Raw genomic sequence first — 14,691 nt, forward strand, 5'->3', positions numbered from 1 at the left:
CCGACGACAACGCTGAGGAGTGCATGTGCCGGTTCTTTCGGTGATCGTCCCGTTCCACAATGTCGAGAAGTACATCGGTCCCTGCCTGGACTCCATCTCCGCGCAGACGATGTCCGACCTGGAGGTCATCTGCGTCGACGACGGCAGTCGCGACGACGGCTGCGCCGAGGTCGAGTCCAGGCAGGCGGCCGATCCCCGGATCCGTCTCCTCAGGCAGCCCAACCAGGGCGTCGGACGGGCCCGCAACGTCGGCCTGACCCAGGCCACCGGCCGCTACCTGGCCTTCGTGGACGGGGACGACACCGTGCCGCGGGAGGCGTTCAAGCGGCTGGTGTCCTCGCTGGAGTCCACGGGCTCCGACCTGGCCTGCGGGAACGTCATGCGGCTCTACCGCAACCTGCTCATCCCCTCCTGGGCCCATCGGGAGGCGTTCGCGACGCCGGTGAGGCGTACCCACATCACCCGCCACCCGCTGCTGATCCGCGACCGCATGTTGTGGAACAAGGTCTACCGCCGGTCCTTCTGGGACCGGCTGGGCCTGAGCTTCCCCGAGCGCATGTACGAGGACCAGCCCGTCGCCATGGCCGCCCACGTGGGCGCCCGCTCGGTGGACGTGCTGTCCAAGGTCGTCTACCACTGGCGGCAGCGCGACGAGCCCGGCTCCTCGATCACCCAGCGCCGCCTGGAGGCGGGGAACCTGCGCGACCGGCTGCTGTCGGTGCTGCAGACCGCCGACCTACTGGCCCGCGAGGCGCCGAAGCTCAAGCCCGACTTCGACCGCGACACGCTCGACATCGACATGACGGTGGCGGTCGAGGCGGCCGCCACGACGGGCGTCCGGCCCGAGCTGCTGGACCTGATGGTCCGCTACCTCGACGGCGTGTCCCGCGAGTGCTGGCGGAGCGTCCCGTTCGAGCATCGGATCCAGGTGCACCTGCTGCACCGGCGCCGGCTGGAGGAGCTGGCCGAGGTGTACGAGCAGGCCCGCGCGGGCCTGCTGCAACCGCGCGTCAGACCGGCGGGCCTGCTGCGCAGGCGCTGGTACGGCCGCCACCCGGCGATCCCCGCGCACCTGTCGGAGATCTCCGAGGCGCTGACCCTGACCGCCCGCCTGGTGTCGCTGGAGTGGCGCGACGGCGTGCTGACCGGCGCGGGCCGGGCCGCGCTCGGCCGCTTCGACGCCGGGGCGCTGCGCCGGGTGCGCCTGCGCGCCTGGCTGGCCGAACGCGCGACCGGCGAGGTCATCCACCTGTCGGAGGAGGACAGCGCCCCCGTCTGGGAGACCGTCGAGCTGGAGGAGGGCGTCGCGGCGCCCGAGCACGCCTTCCCGTTCGCCTTCGCCGTCGACCCCGCCGTGTTCACGCCCGCCCAGCTCGCCCGGCGCGGCCACTGGGAGCTGCGCGTGATGCTCAAGGGCCACGGGCTGAAGCTCGACGCCAAGGTGGCCGGGCCGCGCTGGCTGCCGCCGCCGGTGCCCGCGCCGCGCCGCAGGTCGGGCGTGTGGCTGGTGCCGGCGCGCAGCGCCAAGGGCGCCTGGGGGCTGCGGCTGCGGCACGCCCAGGCGCTCATCGGCGAGTGCCGCGTCGACGACGGCGACCTGGTGTTCTCGGGCCGGATCAACGACCTCGGCGACGGCGAGCCCGTGGTGCGGCTGCGGCGCAAGAGCGACGGCGAGGAGATGTACTTCCCCGTCGCGCTGGCCGGCCAGGACTTCTCCGCGCGGGTGCCGCTGGCCGGCATCGACGAGTGCGTGGGCCGCGAGTCGTGGTGGGAGGTGGTCATCGACCAGGGCCGGCCCATCCGCCCGCTCGTACGGCGGCCCGGGCGCCAGGTCGCCACCGTGGACGACCGGCGCTTCCTCATCGACCGCAGCGAGGACGGCTGCCTGCTGCTGGCCGAACGCTGACCGCCCGGGCTATCAGGCGAGGATCTCGGCGAGGGTCTCGACGACGAGGTCCTGCTCGCCGTCGGTCAGGTCGGCGAACAGCGGCAGCGACAGCTCCTCGGCGTAGTACGCCTCCGCGCGCGGGCACAGCCCACGCCGGTAGCCGAGGTCCTCGAACACCGGGTGCCAGTACGCCGGGATGTAGTTGACCTGCACGCCGATGCCCGCGGCCCGCATACGTTCGTAGACCTCGCGCCGGCGGCCGTCGCGCACCCTGACCGGGTAGAGGTGCCAGCTCGGCGTGACGTAGGCCCGCCGGGCGGGCAGCGTGAGGCCGGGCACGTCGCGCAGCAGCGTGTTGTACCGGGCGACCAGCTCGGCGCGGCGGGCGCGGAAGCGTTCGAGGCGGCGCAGCTGGCTGACGCCCAGCGCGCACAGCACGTCGGGCAGCCGGTAGTTGAGCCCGAACTCGTGCACCTCCTGGTGCCAGCCGCCGTGGCCGGGGTCGCGCTGCCCGGCTGGGTCGCGGACCAGGCCGTGGTCGCGGAAGCGGGCGGCCCGCTCGAACCGGCCGGGGTCGGCCACGGCCACCGCGCCGCCCTCGGCCGTCGTCACGGTCTTGGTCGGGAAGAACGAGAACGTCGTCAGGTCGGCCACCGACCCCACCGGCCGGTCCTTGTAGGACGCCCCGATCGAGTGCGCCGCGTCGGCCACCAGCACGGCGCCGGCCCGTTCGGCGAGCGTACGCAGCTCGTCGTAGTCGGCGGGATGGCCCGCGTAGTCGACGCCCGTGATCGCCCGCGTCCGGTGCGTGACCAACGCGTCGACCGAGTCGGGGTCGATGTTGCCGGTGTCGGGCTGGACGTCGGCGAAGGCCACCCGCGCGCCGCGCAGCGCGGCCGTGGCCGCCGTGGCGACGAAGGTGAGCGGCGAGGTGATCACCTCGTCACCCTGACCGACGCCGGCCGCCGCGTACGCGACGTGCAGCGCGGCCGTGCCGGACGTGACCGACACGCAGGGCACGCCGCCGGTCCACCGCGCCAGCTCGCTCTCGAACAGCCTGACCGCCGGACCTGTGGTCAGCCAGTCGCCGCGCAGCACCTCAGCCACCGCCTCGATGTCGGACTCGATGATGGACTGTCGTCCGTAGGGCAGCATCAGCCGGCCACCATGTCGCGCAGGTCGCGCACGGACAGCCACCGGTCGTTGGTGTCGGAGCGGTAGGAGAACCCCTCGGGCAGCAGCTCGCCGGTCTGCGGCGCCTGGTAGCCCCAGGTCGCGATCGTGGGCTGGACGACGTAGCGGTCGGCCAGGCGCAGGGTCCGGCGGCCGTCGTCGGCGCCGATCATCTCCTCGTGCAGCTTCTCGCCCGGCCTGATGCCGATCTCGTAGACCGGGCTGTCGGGGGCCAGCGCCTCGGCCAGGTCGGTGATGCGCATGCTGGGGATGCGCGGCACGTAGAGCTCGCCGCCCTGCATGAGGTCGAAGGAGTCGACCACGAACCGCACGGCCTGGTCGAGGGTGATCCAGAACCGGGTCATGCGCTTGTCGGTGATCGGCAGGCTGCCGCCCTGCTCGGCCAGGCGCAGGAAGAACGGCACCACCGAGCCCCTGCTGCCGACGACGTTGCCGTAGCGGACGACGGCGAAGCGGGTCTTGTGGGCGGCGGCGTAGTGGTTGGCCGAGACGAACAGCTTGTCGGCGACCAGCTTGGTGGCGCCGTAGAGGTTGATCGGGCTGGAGGCCTTGTCCGTGGACAGCGCGACGACCTTGCGTACGCCGCAGTCGATGGCCGCCTCGACCACGTTCTGGGACCCGGCGACGTTGGTGCGGACGTACTCGAACGGGTTGTACTCGGCGGTGTCGACCTGCTTGAGCGCGGCGGCGTGGACGACGTGGTCGACGCCGTGCATGGCGCGGGTGAGGCGGTCGCGGTCGCGTACGTCGCCGATGAACCAGCGCAGGCGTTCGTCGTCGCGGAAGAGCTGCTTGAGCTCGTACTGCTTGAGCTCGTCGCGGGAGAAGACCACCAGGCGGCGCACCCCGAGCGAGTCGAGCGCGTGGCGGATGAACGCCTTGCCGAAGGACCCCGTTCCTCCCGTGATCAGAATGGACGATCCACTGAGAATGCTCACGCGGCCCCCTGAAATCGCGCTGACGAACTGTGGTCGTTCGAGCTGGCCGGTAGCATAGCGCGATCGGTCAACCACGTATGGTCACACAGGGGAATGTGGTTTTGATGCGTATTGTCGGAATCATCCAGGCTCGGATGGGCTCCACGCGGCTGCCCGGAAAGGTGCTGCGCGACCTCGGCGGACGTTCGGTCCTGGGGTGGGTGGTGCGCGCCGCGCGCGAGTCGCGGGCGCTCGACGACCTCGTGGTGGCCACGACGACGCAGGCCGCCGACGACGCGGTGGCGGCCGAGTGCGACCGGCTCGGCGTGGCCTGCCACCGGGGGCCCGTCGACGACGTGCTGACCCGGTTCATGGACGCGCTGGCCGGGCGGGAGGCCGAAACGGAAGCGGGGGCGGTGATGCGCTTCACGGCCGACTGCCCGCTGCTCGACCCCGTCGTGATCCGGGAGGCGGCGCTCGTCTTCCGCGCGGTCCCGGGCCTCGACTACCTCAGCACGAGCCTGGCCAGGACGCTGCCGCGCGGGCTCGACGTGGAGATCGTCGGCAGGGCGGCCCTGGAGCGCGCCGACGCCGAGGCCACCGGTTTCCACCGCGCCCATGTCACCTCCTACGTCTACGCGCACCCGGGCGAGTCGCGGCTGCTCGGCCTCGCCTACCAGCCCCCGGCCGACGACCTGCGGGTCACGCTCGACACCGACGACGACTGGCGGCTCATCGCCCGCGTGGTCGAGGAGCTGGGCGACGCCTGCGTCCCCGTCCGCACGCTGGTGGGCTGGCTGCGGGCGCGGCCGGAGGTCTGCGAGCTCAACGCCCACGTACGCCAGAAGGAGCTGCAGGACGCATGAGCGGGCGGGTGGGCGTGCGCTGCGACGCCGCGGCGGGGAGTGGGGCCGGACATCTGGTGCGGTGCGTGGCGCTGGCCGAGGAGCTGTGCGCGCGGGGCGTCGAGGTGGTCTTCCTCGGCACGGTCTCCGGTTCGGAATGGGCGATGGATCAACTCAGGAGCCGGGGCCTGCCGCTGGTGGCCGCCCCCGCGCCGCCCGACCGGCTGGCCGCGCTGGCCTGCGAGCTGCGGCTCGACGCCGTGGTGCTGGACTCGTACGAGCTGCCGGAGGGCACCGGCGCGGCGCTGAGGGCGGCGGGCTTCCCGGTGCTGGCGATCGTCGACGGCGACCCGCTGGGCCAGGAGGCCGACCTCTACCTCGACCAGAACCTCGGCGCCGAGGACCGGCCCTTCCCGCTGCCCCGCGACTCCTGGCGGCTGGCGGGCACCCGGTACGCGCTGCTGCGTGACAGCGTCCGGGGCCGGCGCAGGGTGCGGGAGGCCGGGCCGGTGCCGCGGGTGCTCTGCTTCTTCGGCGGCACCGACAGCGCGGGCGTGGCCCCCGCCTGGGCCGAGGCGCTGGCGTGCACGGGCGTGCCGTTCCAGGCCACGCTGGTCAGCCCGGAGCCGTTCGAGGCGGGGGAGGGCATCACCGTCATCCCGCCCACCGACCGCCTGCCCGAGCTGATGGCCGCCGCCGACCTCGTGGTCACCGCCGCGGGCTCGGCCATCTGGGAGCTGCTCCACCTCGGCGTGCCCACGGCGCTGAGCTGGGTGGCCGACAACCAGCTCGTCGGCTACCGGGCGCTGGTGGGCCGGGGGGTGGCCGCCGGGCTGGGCCGGGTGGCCGACGCCGAGGCGGTCGGCGTGCTCGCCCGGCTGCTCGCCGACCCCGCGCTGCGCGAGGAGCACGGCAGGCGGGGCGGCGGGCTGGTCGACGGCAAGGGCAGGGAACGCGTCGCCGACGCCTTCCTCGACCTGTGGATCAGATGAGGTCCCAGGTCAACGGCGTGCCGAGGGGCGCGTCGCGGGTGAACCTGCGGCCCATCACCTCGTCGGCGGCATCGGGGTGCAGGCCGCCGGCCGGGCGGATCGACCGGACGTTCTCCCCCGTCACCGGCTCGCCCGCGCGTACGTCGCGGACCACGTGAAGCGATCGGCGGAAGCGCAGCCCCTCGCGCTCGGACTCGCGCGGCCCGAGTACCGGGCGGCCCAGCGACTGCCAGGCCCGCTCGCTCTCCTCCACCAGCGCCGCCAGCTCGGGCGGCTCCAGCGAGAAGGCGGCGTCCACGCCGCCGTCGGCCCGCGACAACGTCACGTGCTTCTCGATCAGGCAGGCGCCCAGCGCGACCGCCGCCAGCGCCGCCCCGATGCCGGGGGTGTGGTCGGAGACGCCGACCTCGGCGCCGGTGAGCGCGGCCAGCAGCGGCAGCGAGCGCAGGTTGCTCTCGGCCGGGGAGGCGGGGTAGGAGGCGGTGCAGGACAGCACGGCGAGCTGCGTGCAGCCCGCCTGGCGGGCCGCCGTGGCCGCGGCCTCGATCTCGCCCGCCGTGGCCATGCCGGTGGAGATGATCAGCGGCTTGCCGGTGGACGCGGCCAGCCTGATCAGCGGCAGGTCCACGATCTCCGACGAGGCGATCTTGTACGCGGGCGCGTCGAGCTTCTCCAGCAGCTCCACGGCGGTGGGGTCGAAGGGCGCGGAGAAGGCCGCGAGGCCGTGCTCACGGGCCCGCTCGAAGATCGGCTCGTGCCACTCCCAGGGGGTGTGGGCGCGTTCGTACAGGCGGTAGAGGCTCTCGCCGCCCCACAGCGCGTGCCCGTCGCCCACGCGGAAGGCGGGGCCGTCGGCGTCGACGGTGATCGTGTCGGGCCGGTAGGTCTGCAGCTTCAGCGCGTGCGCCCCGCCGGCCGCCGCCGCGTCGACGATGGCCAGGGCCCGCTCCAGGCTCCCGTTGTGGTTGCCGGACATCTCGGCGATCACGAACGGCGGCCGGTCGGCCCCGATCGTCCGCCCTCCGATGGACATCATCCTTGCTCCTCCTTGGTCAGCTGGACGGCGACGACCTCGCGCGACACCCCGTCGACCGGTCTCCGGTAGGTCGCGACCTCGGTGAACCCGAAGCGCCTGTGCAGCCGCCGCACCGATTCGTTGTCGGCCAGCACCTCGCCGCGCAGGGTCGTCAGCCCGAGCGGGCCGAACGCGTGCTCGATGGCGGCCCGCTCCAGGCCCACCCACGCCCTCAGCACCGCGCCGGACCGTTCGAGGCCGTCGAGGTCGAGGTAGAAGCCCCAGGAGGCGCTGTCGCCGCCGAGGTCCGAGTACGTCACCACCCCGGCGCGGGCCCCGGCGTGGTCGTAGATCAGCACCTGCCTGGTCGCGTCCGCACGGACGGCGGCCCACCAGCGGGCGTGCTCGTCGGCGGAGATCTCGTGGCCGGTGAAGCTGGTGGCGCGCACTCTCGGATGGTTGCGCCAGTGGCGCATCACGGGCAGATCATCGTCCCGGACGCATCTCAGCACCGTTCCCCCTACCATTCGTGCTCGACTCATTGCACAACGTAGCGGATTCCGTGTCGGGTAAAGAGCTCATCAGGGACGGGCATCAGGCGCGGAATCGGCGAGGCGGCCACGGCATGCTGCCCTCGACCGCCTTCCACGAAAGCCAAGGAGCGTCATGATCCCCCTGCTCAGTGTCATCGTCCCGGTCCACAATGTGGAGCCGTACCTGACGGAGTGCCTGAAATCGCTGGCCGCGCAGACCATGGAGGACTTCGAGGTCATCATGGTCGACGACGGCTCGGTCGACGGCAGCCGGCGGCTGGCCGACGACTTCGTGGCCCGCGACTCCCGCTTCACGCTGGTCGAGCAGCAGAACCTGGGGCCGGGGCCGGCGCGCAACGAGGGGATCGGCCGGGCCAGGGGCACCTATCTCGCCTTCGCCGACAGCGACGACGTCGTTCCGCCGCACGCGTACGAGGTGCTGATCGCCAAGCTCGGCGAGACCGGCTCCGACCTGGCCTGCGGCGCGGTCAGGCGCATGGTGGACGGCGTTCTGGAGGAGTCGATCCTGCACGAGCGGGTCTTCCGGCGGCCCGTGCTGTGCACCCACATCACCGACAAGAAGGTCCTGATCAGGGACCGTACGGTGTGGAACAAGGTCTACCGCGCCGACTTCTGGCGGCGGCACGGGCTGCGCTTCCCCGCCGGCATCTACGAGGACGTGCCGGTCGCCATGCAGGCCCACGTCCTGGCCACCAGCGTGGACATGGTGGACGACGTCGTCTACCACTGGCGCAGGCGCGACGAGGGGGAGACCTCGATCACGCAACGCCGCTCGCAACTGCCCAACCTGCACGAGCGCCTGACCGCCATCCGCTCGGTGCGCGCCTTCCTGGAGGACGGCGCGCCGGAGCTGCTGCCCGAGTTCGACGCGCTGGTGCTGGAGAAGGACATCGTCTTCCTGTTCCAGGCGCTGGAGGCGGCGCGGGAGGCGGGCCACGACCTGGTGCCGCTGCTGGGGCTGGCCGACGCCTGGCTGGACGAGCTGAGCCCCCGGGCCCTGGCCACCGCGCCCTCGCTGCGCCGCCTGGAGCTGCACCTGACCAGACGCGGCCTGATCGACCAGCTCCGCGCGGTACGCGACTTCCGCCGCAGCCGGCTGGACGGCACACGGGTGCGCCCGCGCGGCTTCCGCACCGTCAACTGGTACGGCGACTACCCCTTCTTCCGGCAACGCCGCCGGCTCGGCATCCCCGACGACGTCTATGACGCCCGCGACGAGCTCAAGCTGATCGCCCGGGTGGACGACTGCGCCTGGACGGGCACCGAGTACCGGGTGCGCGGCGAGGTGTCCTTCCACCGGGTCGATCGCAAGGTCGGCAAGGTGAGCGTGTGGCTGAGCGACGGCCGCCGCAGAGTACCCCTGGAGGTCCGGCGTGCCGGCCGGTACGGCGTGAGTGTCGGCATCGACCCCAGGGTGCTCGAAGGCGGCGGCGCGACCTGGCGGCTCATGGTCAAGGCGGAGACCCGTGGCCTCGTGCTCAAGGGCTGGTTCCGCGACGGAGACGCGCACGGTGCGTGGCGGTTTTCCCTGCAAGGTTGGTCAAGAAGCGGCATGGACATGCCCCAGTAGTTCCAGACAGTAATCGTCAGACGGCGGACCGTAGCCATGCTGGGATCCATGAGGACCTATTCGCTGGATGACGTCTACGAGACACGCAAGCGGAGAGACTCCTGGTGGACCGTGTATTTCGTGGACCCGGTCGCCTGCCGGGTCGCCCTTCCCGTCGCCAACCGCACCCGGATCACGCCCAATGGGCTCACGGTTTTCTCGCTGGTCCTCGGCATGGTGTCAGCGGCCTGCTTCGCGCTGGACCAGCTCGTCGCCGGTGCCCTGATGTTCTACCTGAGCTTCACGATCGACTGCGTGGACGGCAAGATCGCCCGGCTCAAGGGCACGGGGACGCCCTTCGGGCTCTGGCTGGACTACGTGGGGGACCGGGTCAGGGTCGTCCTGTGCGCCGGGGGGCTGGCGTACGGGCAGTACGTCCTGACGGAGGATGTCCGGTACGTGGTGCTCGGCGCGGCGGTGGCCGTGCTCGACCTGTTCAGGTACGTCAACGCCCCGCAGATGAAGCGGGTGCGCGAGGCGGTCAGGGAGGAGCGGGGGGAGCCGGAGCTGCCCGGCGAGGACACCGTCCCCCTGGACCGGGCGCCCGCGGACCTCGACCTGCGCATGCTCGTCGAGCGCGGCACGCGCCCCGGTGGTCGCAGGCGCCGGCTGCCTTCCTTCTTCAGGCGCCTCAACAGGTTCCTGGCCAGGCACCGCGTGCGTTCGCACCTGATCAGCGGCATCGAGTTCCATGCGGCGGTCTTCGTCATCGCGCCGCTCGCCGGCGTGTGGGCGCTGATCCCGCTCGCGGCGGCCGCCGGAGTCCTGCTCCTGGCCAACGAGATCTTCCTTGTCTACCGGATGTGGCTCTTCACGCGCAGGCACAGCGTGCCCTCCCAGGAGAGCCGAGAGCACGTTCTCGTCTAAGTTTTCGGGGGTTAATACGAAATGTCCGACCGGCCAGTCTTCGTCATTGGATGCCCGCGGTCCGGCACCACGATGCTCCAGCTCATGCTCCACTCGCACCCGCGCATGGCGGTGCCGCCGGAGACGCGCTTCCTCGTTCCCGCTTATTACCGGCGCCGCACATGGGGCGACCTGCGGGTCCCCCAGCGGCGCAAGGCACTGGCGCAGTGGATCGCGACCGACCGCAGCACGAAGTTCCGCGAGCTCAAGATCGACAAGGACGAGTTCATCCGGCAGGCCGTGGAGGGGCCGGGCTCGCTCGGCTCGGTCATCGGCACGGCCTTCCGCATGTACGCCGACCGCTTCGACAAGGCCCGCTGGGGCGACAAGAGGCCCAGCTACGTCAAGCAGACCGACCTGCTGCTGCGCCTCTTCCCCGACGCCCAGTTCATCCACCTGATCAGGGACGGCCGCGACTGCGTGGCCTCGCTGAAGGAGATGCCCTGGTACACGCTGGACTCCTTCCACGCCATCTCCACCTGGGCCGAGGCCATCGACGCCGGTGAGCGGCTGCGCCGCACGCTGCCCGACGACACCTACTACGAGCTGCGCTACGAAGACCTCACCGACGACCCGATGACCGAGATGAAGAAGCTCTGCCACTTCCTGGAGGAGGACTTCGCACCGTCGATGATCTCCCCCCGCGAGGCGGCCGTGCAGGCGGTCCCGCAGCACAAGGTCTGGCACAGCAACACCCACCGCGAGGTCACCCGCAGCCGCGTCGGAAGCTGGGCCAACCGCCTGGACGACTGGGAGATCGCGCTGTGCGAGCACGTGCTCGGCGAGCGGCTCCGGGCCAACGGCTACGAGCTGACCGACGCGCCCAGGCCGGCCAAGGAGCACGTGACGGCCTGCCAGAAGACCATGCAGAAGCGCAAGGCCAGCCGTTCGCGCAAGGCCATGCGCGACCGCTTCAACCGGCTGCGCGAGCCCAGCCCGGTCGGCGCGCTGCTCACATCCACGCAGCAGACGCTGGCCGGCATCCCGCAGCAGCGTCCCGAGGTGACCGTCTAGCGCTCGATGTGCGCGAACAGGGACTCCCAGCGGTCCAGCACGTGGTCGAGGCGGAACGCCTCGGCCCGTGCCCGGGCGGCGGCCCCCAGCCGCCGCCGCTCCCGCGCCGACCCCATCAACGCGGCCAGCTCGGCGGCGAACGCGTCCACGTCCCCCGGCGGCACCCGTACCGGGCCGGCCGAGCGGACGCCGCCCGACACGTCGAAGGCCACCGACGGCACACCGTGGGCGCACGCCTCCAGCAGCACCACCGGCAGGCCCTCGTGCTCGCTGGTCAGCGCCACCAGCGAGGCGTTCAGGTACTCCTCGCGCATGCGATGAGCGGGCACCAGGCCGCGGAAGACGACCCGGTCCGCGACGCCCTCCCCGGCCGCGTGCGCCCGTAGCCGCTCGCGTTCGGCGCCGTCGCCGATCAGGTGCAGCTCCCAGGGCCGCGGCGGCTCGGCGCGGGCGAACGCGCTGATCAGCCGGTCGAACCGCTTGACGCCCTCCAGCCGGCCCACGCCCAGCACCCGCGGCACGTCGAGCGCCGACGTCTCCTCGGGCCAGGCGCCCAGCGGGTTGGGCAGCGTCCAGGTGTTGGGCAGCAGCGCGTGCTCGGAGAAGGCCCAGGCGTCGTCCTCGCTGAGGAAGAGCGCCTGGTCGAGGTCGGGATAGTGCTTCCTGATCGAGGCCAGGTGCCAGCAGTCGCGGGCGTGGCCGTACGAGCCGTGGTACTGCCCGATCGAGCGGAACCCGGCGGGCAGCAGCCCCGCCAGCCTGGTCACCACCGACGGCGAGGTCAGCACCGCGTACCCGGGGCGGACGTCGCGCAGCAGCTCCTTCACCCTGCGGTCGGCCAGCCGCCGGGCCAGCGGGCCCTGCGTGCCGGTCGGGCCGCCGACCACGTGCTGCCGGTAACGCGGGCGGTCCACGTAGCGGAAGGGCGCGGCGGCCCGGTGCAGGCCGACGACGTGCACCTCGTGGCCGCGGCCGGCCAGGCCCTGGGCCAGGGTGTGGGTGACCTGCTGGATGCCGCCGAGCGTGTCGGCGTCCAGGCAGGCGAAGACGACGGTCATCGCCTGCGCCCCTCGAAGAAGTCGTCCACGATGCGGGCGGAGGCGTCCCCGTGCTCGTCGGCGCACCACAGGGCGCGGAAGGCGGCGTACTTGGCGGCGAAGGCGGCGTGCACCTCGGGCAGGTTCCGCAGCACGTCCACCAGCTCCGCCGTGGTCGTCACGCACGGGCCGGGCGCGATGGCGGGCAGGTCGTGGTAGACGCCGCGTTCGGAGAGCCGGTAGTCGTCCCAGTCGTCGATGAGGAACACCATCGGCCTGCCGGTCACCGCGTAGTCGCACATCACGGACGAGTAGTCGGTCAGCAGCGCGTCCGAGGCCAGCATCAGGTCGTTGATCTCCGGATAGGACGCGGCCGGCCGGACGAAGTGCCTGAGCCGTTCGGGCGGGTCGTACTTCTCGACCGGATGCGTGCGCAGGACGACCACCCACTCGCCGGCCAGTTCCCTGGCCATGAGGTCCAGGTCGGCGCGTACCGAGCGGCCGCTCATCTTGTCCCGGTCGCGGTAGGTGGGCGCGTAGAGCAGGACCTTGCGCCCCGGCGGGATCTCCAGCCGGGCCCGCACGTCGCCGGCCGCCTCCGCCCGCACCAGCGCGTCGCAGCGCGGCGTGCCGCACCGGTAGACCTTGCCGTCGTAGCCGTTGGAGGGCAGGAACACCCGGGAGAACTCCGCGCTCGGCGAGACCAGCGCGTCCCACCGGGCGACGGCGGCCCGCCACTGCTCGCGCGGCCGGTCGAAGTCGCCGCGCAGGTCGGGCGCGTCGAAGCCGATCGACTTGATGCCCTGCCCGTGCCAGGTCTGCAGGTAGCGGGTGCCGGGCGGCTTCGGGTAGTCCAGCGGGAAGCCGTGGCTGTCCACCCAGATCCCGGCGCGGGCCATCGTCCACAGGTAGCGCCAGCTTCCCCGGCGGACCAGCCGCGCGTCGGCGGGGAAGTTCTTGCGGCCCTTGGCGACCGACCAGACCGCCTCGATCGGCAGGCCGCGCCGCCGCACCTCCTCGTAGATGGCCCGGGGGCTGCCGTTGTAGCCCTTGCCGACGTCCGACTCGAACAGGGCGAGGTCGTCGCGCCGCGGCACCACCTTGATCAGCAGCTTGTACGCGCGCAGCTTGGCGCGCGGCGTGTTGAGCTTCAGCAGCAGCCGGCGGGCCCGCCGCAGCGCCGAGCGGACCCGCGAGTGCGTGCGCACGCACAGGTAGGCGGCGTAGCCCTCGGCCTTCACCGTGCAGCCGGGCAGCTCGATCGGCTCCAGGTTGGGGTCGACGATCAGCCGGTCGGTGGTGACGTGGCCGTCGGAGCGGCGTCTGAAGCCGATGCGCGGGTCGCTCCTGCCACAGGGGGAGAAGACGACCTCGCTGACGTACCCGCCGTCGCCGGAGGGGACCGGCCGGATCGGCACGCGTTCCCCGCCCGCCTCCAGGAACGCCTCCCACTCGGCCGGCAGCACGCCGAACGGGTCGTAGGTGCGCACGATCATCCGCACCCGCTCGCCGTTCGTGGCCAGGCCGGTCACCTCGTGCCGCAGCCGGGAGTCGGTGTAGGGCAGCTCGGCCAGGCGCAGCGGGGTGATGTCCAGCCACGGCGCGGCCGTCGTGCCCCAGTACGTGCGCCCGTCCACCTGCACGGCCGCCCGCGGCGCGGCCCGGGGGCCGGTCAGCGAGCCGGCCGCCACGCGCAGGTCGTCGATCCTGTCGTCCAGGATGAGCCGGCAGCAGACCCGGTCCATCGGCTCGATCCGGTCGAACACCTCGCCGGGGATCTCCTCCAGGTACGGCCGAACGACCGAGGCGAACTCCTTCACCCACACCAGGTCGCGCGCGGGCAGCGGGTTGAGGTAGACCCGCAGGTCCTGCCGCAGGAACCGGTACTGCCGGTGCGGGACCAGATCCTCGGCGCCGTAGCCGCGCAGGATGTCGTCGCTCAGCCGGGCCGCGATCACCCGCTGCCGCACGTTGTCCATCTCGTCGATGCTGAGCGAGATCGACTCGTTCGAGGGCGCCCGGTGCCAGTGGTAGACCACCCACGGGACGATCGCGAACCGGCGGGCCACGGCGTACAGCTCGGTGGCGAAGACGTGGTCCTCGTAGTGGATGTCCTCGGGGAAGCGCAGCACGTTGTCGCGCAGCCAGGCGACGTTGTAGAGCTTGTTGGTGCTGAAGGAGTCGAGGAACAGCTCGGGCTCCGCGCGGATGCCCTCGACCACCCGCCGCCGGGCGAACAGCGACGGATAGTACGGGCGCAGCCGCCCGTCCCGCTCGAACAGGCGGGAGATCTGCCCCGACACGAAGTCGGCCCCGGTGCGCTCGATCTCGGTGAGCAGGCTCTTGCACGCGTGCCTGGGCAGCTCGTCGTCGCTGTCGAGGAACATGGCGTACGGCGCCCTGGCGGCGTCGATCCCGTCGTTGCGCGGGGCTCCGCAGCCGCCGCTGTTGCTCTCCCTGCGCAGGTAGCGCACCCGCGGGTCCTCGGCCATGAGCCGCGCGGCGACCTCGGGCGTGCCGTCCGTGCTCGCGTCGTCGGAGATGATCACTTCGAGGTCGCGCAACGTCTGTCGCAGCACGGACCGCACGGCCCTGGGCAGGCGAGCAGCGTCGTTGTACGAGATCACGACCACGCTGCAGTCCGGCATCCCGACGTCCCCCCAGTAATGACCTGCGGGAATGGCACTTCCCCGGGACGGCGTGAAGTGACCGGACTTTAT

The 14,691-nt window shown here is 72.1% G+C and carries 12 protein-coding genes; 6 read left to right on the plus strand and 6 right to left on the minus strand.

Translation table 11 applies throughout. The annotated features are described in order from the left end of the window. Positions 1-25: 25 nt before the first annotated feature. A complete protein-coding gene (locus tag AB0J97_RS07805) occupies positions 26-1,906 on the plus strand; it encodes a glycosyltransferase family 2 protein (protein ID WP_364085960.1) in 1,881 nt (626 codons plus the stop codon). 12 nt (positions 1,907-1,918) lie between these two features. Here AB0J97_RS07805 and AB0J97_RS07810 read toward each other — a convergent pair whose 3' ends face one another. After that, positions 1,919-3,043, minus strand: coding sequence for an aminotransferase class V-fold PLP-dependent enzyme (locus tag AB0J97_RS07810; RefSeq protein WP_364085963.1), 1,125 nt, complete (start codon positions 3,041-3,043; stop codon positions 1,919-1,921). Continuing rightward, positions 3,043-4,020, minus strand: a complete 978-nt coding sequence (gene pseB / locus AB0J97_RS07815; RefSeq protein ID WP_364085966.1) for a UDP-N-acetylglucosamine 4,6-dehydratase (inverting) — start codon at positions 4,018-4,020, stop codon at positions 3,043-3,045. Before pseB ends, AB0J97_RS07810 begins: the two co-directional genes overlap by 1 nt. A gap of 104 nt (positions 4,021-4,124) precedes the next feature. Here pseB and AB0J97_RS07820 point away from each other — a divergent pair, with 104 nt between their 5' ends. Together AB0J97_RS07820 and AB0J97_RS07825 are read left to right on the plus strand one after the other, a co-directional pair. Continuing rightward, positions 4,125-4,865 (plus strand): glycosyltransferase family protein, encoded by a 741-nt coding sequence (locus AB0J97_RS07820; RefSeq protein ID WP_364085969.1) that lies wholly within the window; start codon positions 4,125-4,127, stop codon positions 4,863-4,865. After that, positions 4,862-5,836 carry a hypothetical protein gene (locus AB0J97_RS07825; RefSeq protein ID WP_364085972.1) on the plus strand — a complete coding sequence of 325 codons (975 nt, stop codon included), beginning with the start codon at positions 4,862-4,864 and terminating at the stop codon, positions 5,834-5,836. Before AB0J97_RS07820 ends, AB0J97_RS07825 begins: the two co-directional genes overlap by 4 nt. Here the strand turns inward: AB0J97_RS07825 and pseI are convergent. Then, positions 5,829-6,872: a pseudaminic acid synthase gene (pseI, locus tag AB0J97_RS07830; RefSeq protein WP_357705825.1), complete on the minus strand. Its 1,044-nt coding sequence runs from the start codon at positions 6,870-6,872 to the stop codon at positions 5,829-5,831. The genes AB0J97_RS07825 and pseI overlap by 8 nt on opposite strands. Further along, the gene (locus tag AB0J97_RS07835; protein WP_364085976.1) at positions 6,869-7,393 is read right to left on the minus strand and encodes a GNAT family N-acetyltransferase; all 525 of its coding nucleotides are present in this window, start codon (positions 7,391-7,393) and stop codon (positions 6,869-6,871) included. Before AB0J97_RS07835 ends, pseI begins: the two co-directional genes overlap by 4 nt. Before the next feature lie 124 nt (positions 7,394-7,517). Between AB0J97_RS07835 and AB0J97_RS07840 the strand changes: the two genes are divergently transcribed. From AB0J97_RS07840 to AB0J97_RS07850, 3 genes are read left to right on the plus strand one after another with little or no spacing between them, the layout of a single operon-like run. After that, on the plus strand, positions 7,518-8,975 hold the full coding sequence (locus AB0J97_RS07840) for a glycosyltransferase (RefSeq protein WP_364085979.1): 1,458 nt from the start codon (positions 7,518-7,520) through the stop codon (positions 8,973-8,975). Between the two features lie 48 nt (positions 8,976-9,023). Beyond that, on the plus strand, positions 9,024-9,881 hold the full coding sequence (locus AB0J97_RS07845; protein ID WP_357705822.1) for a CDP-alcohol phosphatidyltransferase family protein: 858 nt from the start codon (positions 9,024-9,026) through the stop codon (positions 9,879-9,881). Positions 9,882-9,902: 21 nt separating this feature from the next. After that, positions 9,903-10,934 (plus strand): sulfotransferase, encoded by a 1,032-nt coding sequence (locus AB0J97_RS07850; RefSeq protein ID WP_357705821.1) that lies wholly within the window; start codon positions 9,903-9,905, stop codon positions 10,932-10,934. Here the strand turns inward: AB0J97_RS07850 and AB0J97_RS07855 are convergent. Both AB0J97_RS07855 and AB0J97_RS07860 read right to left on the minus strand, forming a co-directional pair. Beyond that, positions 10,931-11,992 carry a glycosyltransferase gene (locus AB0J97_RS07855; protein ID WP_364085984.1) on the minus strand — a complete coding sequence of 354 codons (1,062 nt, stop codon included), beginning with the start codon at positions 11,990-11,992 and terminating at the stop codon, positions 10,931-10,933. The two genes, AB0J97_RS07850 and AB0J97_RS07855, sit on opposite strands and share 4 nt — an antisense overlap. Continuing rightward, positions 11,989-14,619 (minus strand): CDP-glycerol glycerophosphotransferase family protein, encoded by a 2,631-nt coding sequence (locus tag AB0J97_RS07860; RefSeq protein ID WP_364085987.1) that lies wholly within the window; start codon positions 14,617-14,619, stop codon positions 11,989-11,991. The genes AB0J97_RS07855 and AB0J97_RS07860 overlap by 4 nt, the downstream gene beginning before the upstream one ends. Positions 14,620-14,691: the final 72 nt, after the last annotated feature.

It is taken from the genome of Nonomuraea sp. NPDC049607, from assembly GCF_040675375.1.
In the GTDB taxonomy this organism is placed as follows: Bacteria; Actinomycetota; Actinomycetes; order Streptosporangiales; family Streptosporangiaceae; genus Nonomuraea.

Excerpts from the sequence above, each read along its gene's own strand:
- AB0J97_RS07850 (WP_357705821.1), top strand. The coding sequence starts at position 9,903 with ATGTCCGACCGGCCAGTCTTCGTCATTGGATGCCCGCGGTCCGGCACC.
- AB0J97_RS07860 (WP_364085987.1), bottom strand. The coding sequence starts at position 14,619 with ATGCCGGACTGCAGCGTGGTCGTGATCTCGTACAACGACGCTGCTCGC.
- AB0J97_RS07820 (WP_364085969.1), top strand. The coding sequence starts at position 4,125 with ATGCGTATTGTCGGAATCATCCAGGCTCGGATGGGCTCCACGCGGCTG.
- AB0J97_RS07810 (WP_364085963.1), bottom strand. The coding sequence starts at position 3,043 with ATGCTGCCCTACGGACGACAGTCCATCATCGAGTCCGACATCGAGGCG.
- AB0J97_RS07835 (WP_364085976.1), bottom strand. The coding sequence starts at position 7,393 with ATGAGTCGAGCACGAATGGTAGGGGGAACGGTGCTGAGATGCGTCCGG.
- AB0J97_RS07855 (WP_364085984.1), bottom strand. The coding sequence starts at position 11,992 with ATGACCGTCGTCTTCGCCTGCCTGGACGCCGACACGCTCGGCGGCATC.
- AB0J97_RS07825 (WP_364085972.1), top strand. The coding sequence starts at position 4,862 with ATGAGCGGGCGGGTGGGCGTGCGCTGCGACGCCGCGGCGGGGAGTGGG.
- AB0J97_RS07840 (WP_364085979.1), top strand. The coding sequence starts at position 7,518 with ATGATCCCCCTGCTCAGTGTCATCGTCCCGGTCCACAATGTGGAGCCG.
- pseI (WP_357705825.1), bottom strand. The coding sequence starts at position 6,872 with ATGATGTCCATCGGAGGGCGGACGATCGGGGCCGACCGGCCGCCGTTC.
- AB0J97_RS07845 (WP_357705822.1), top strand. The coding sequence starts at position 9,024 with ATGAGGACCTATTCGCTGGATGACGTCTACGAGACACGCAAGCGGAGA.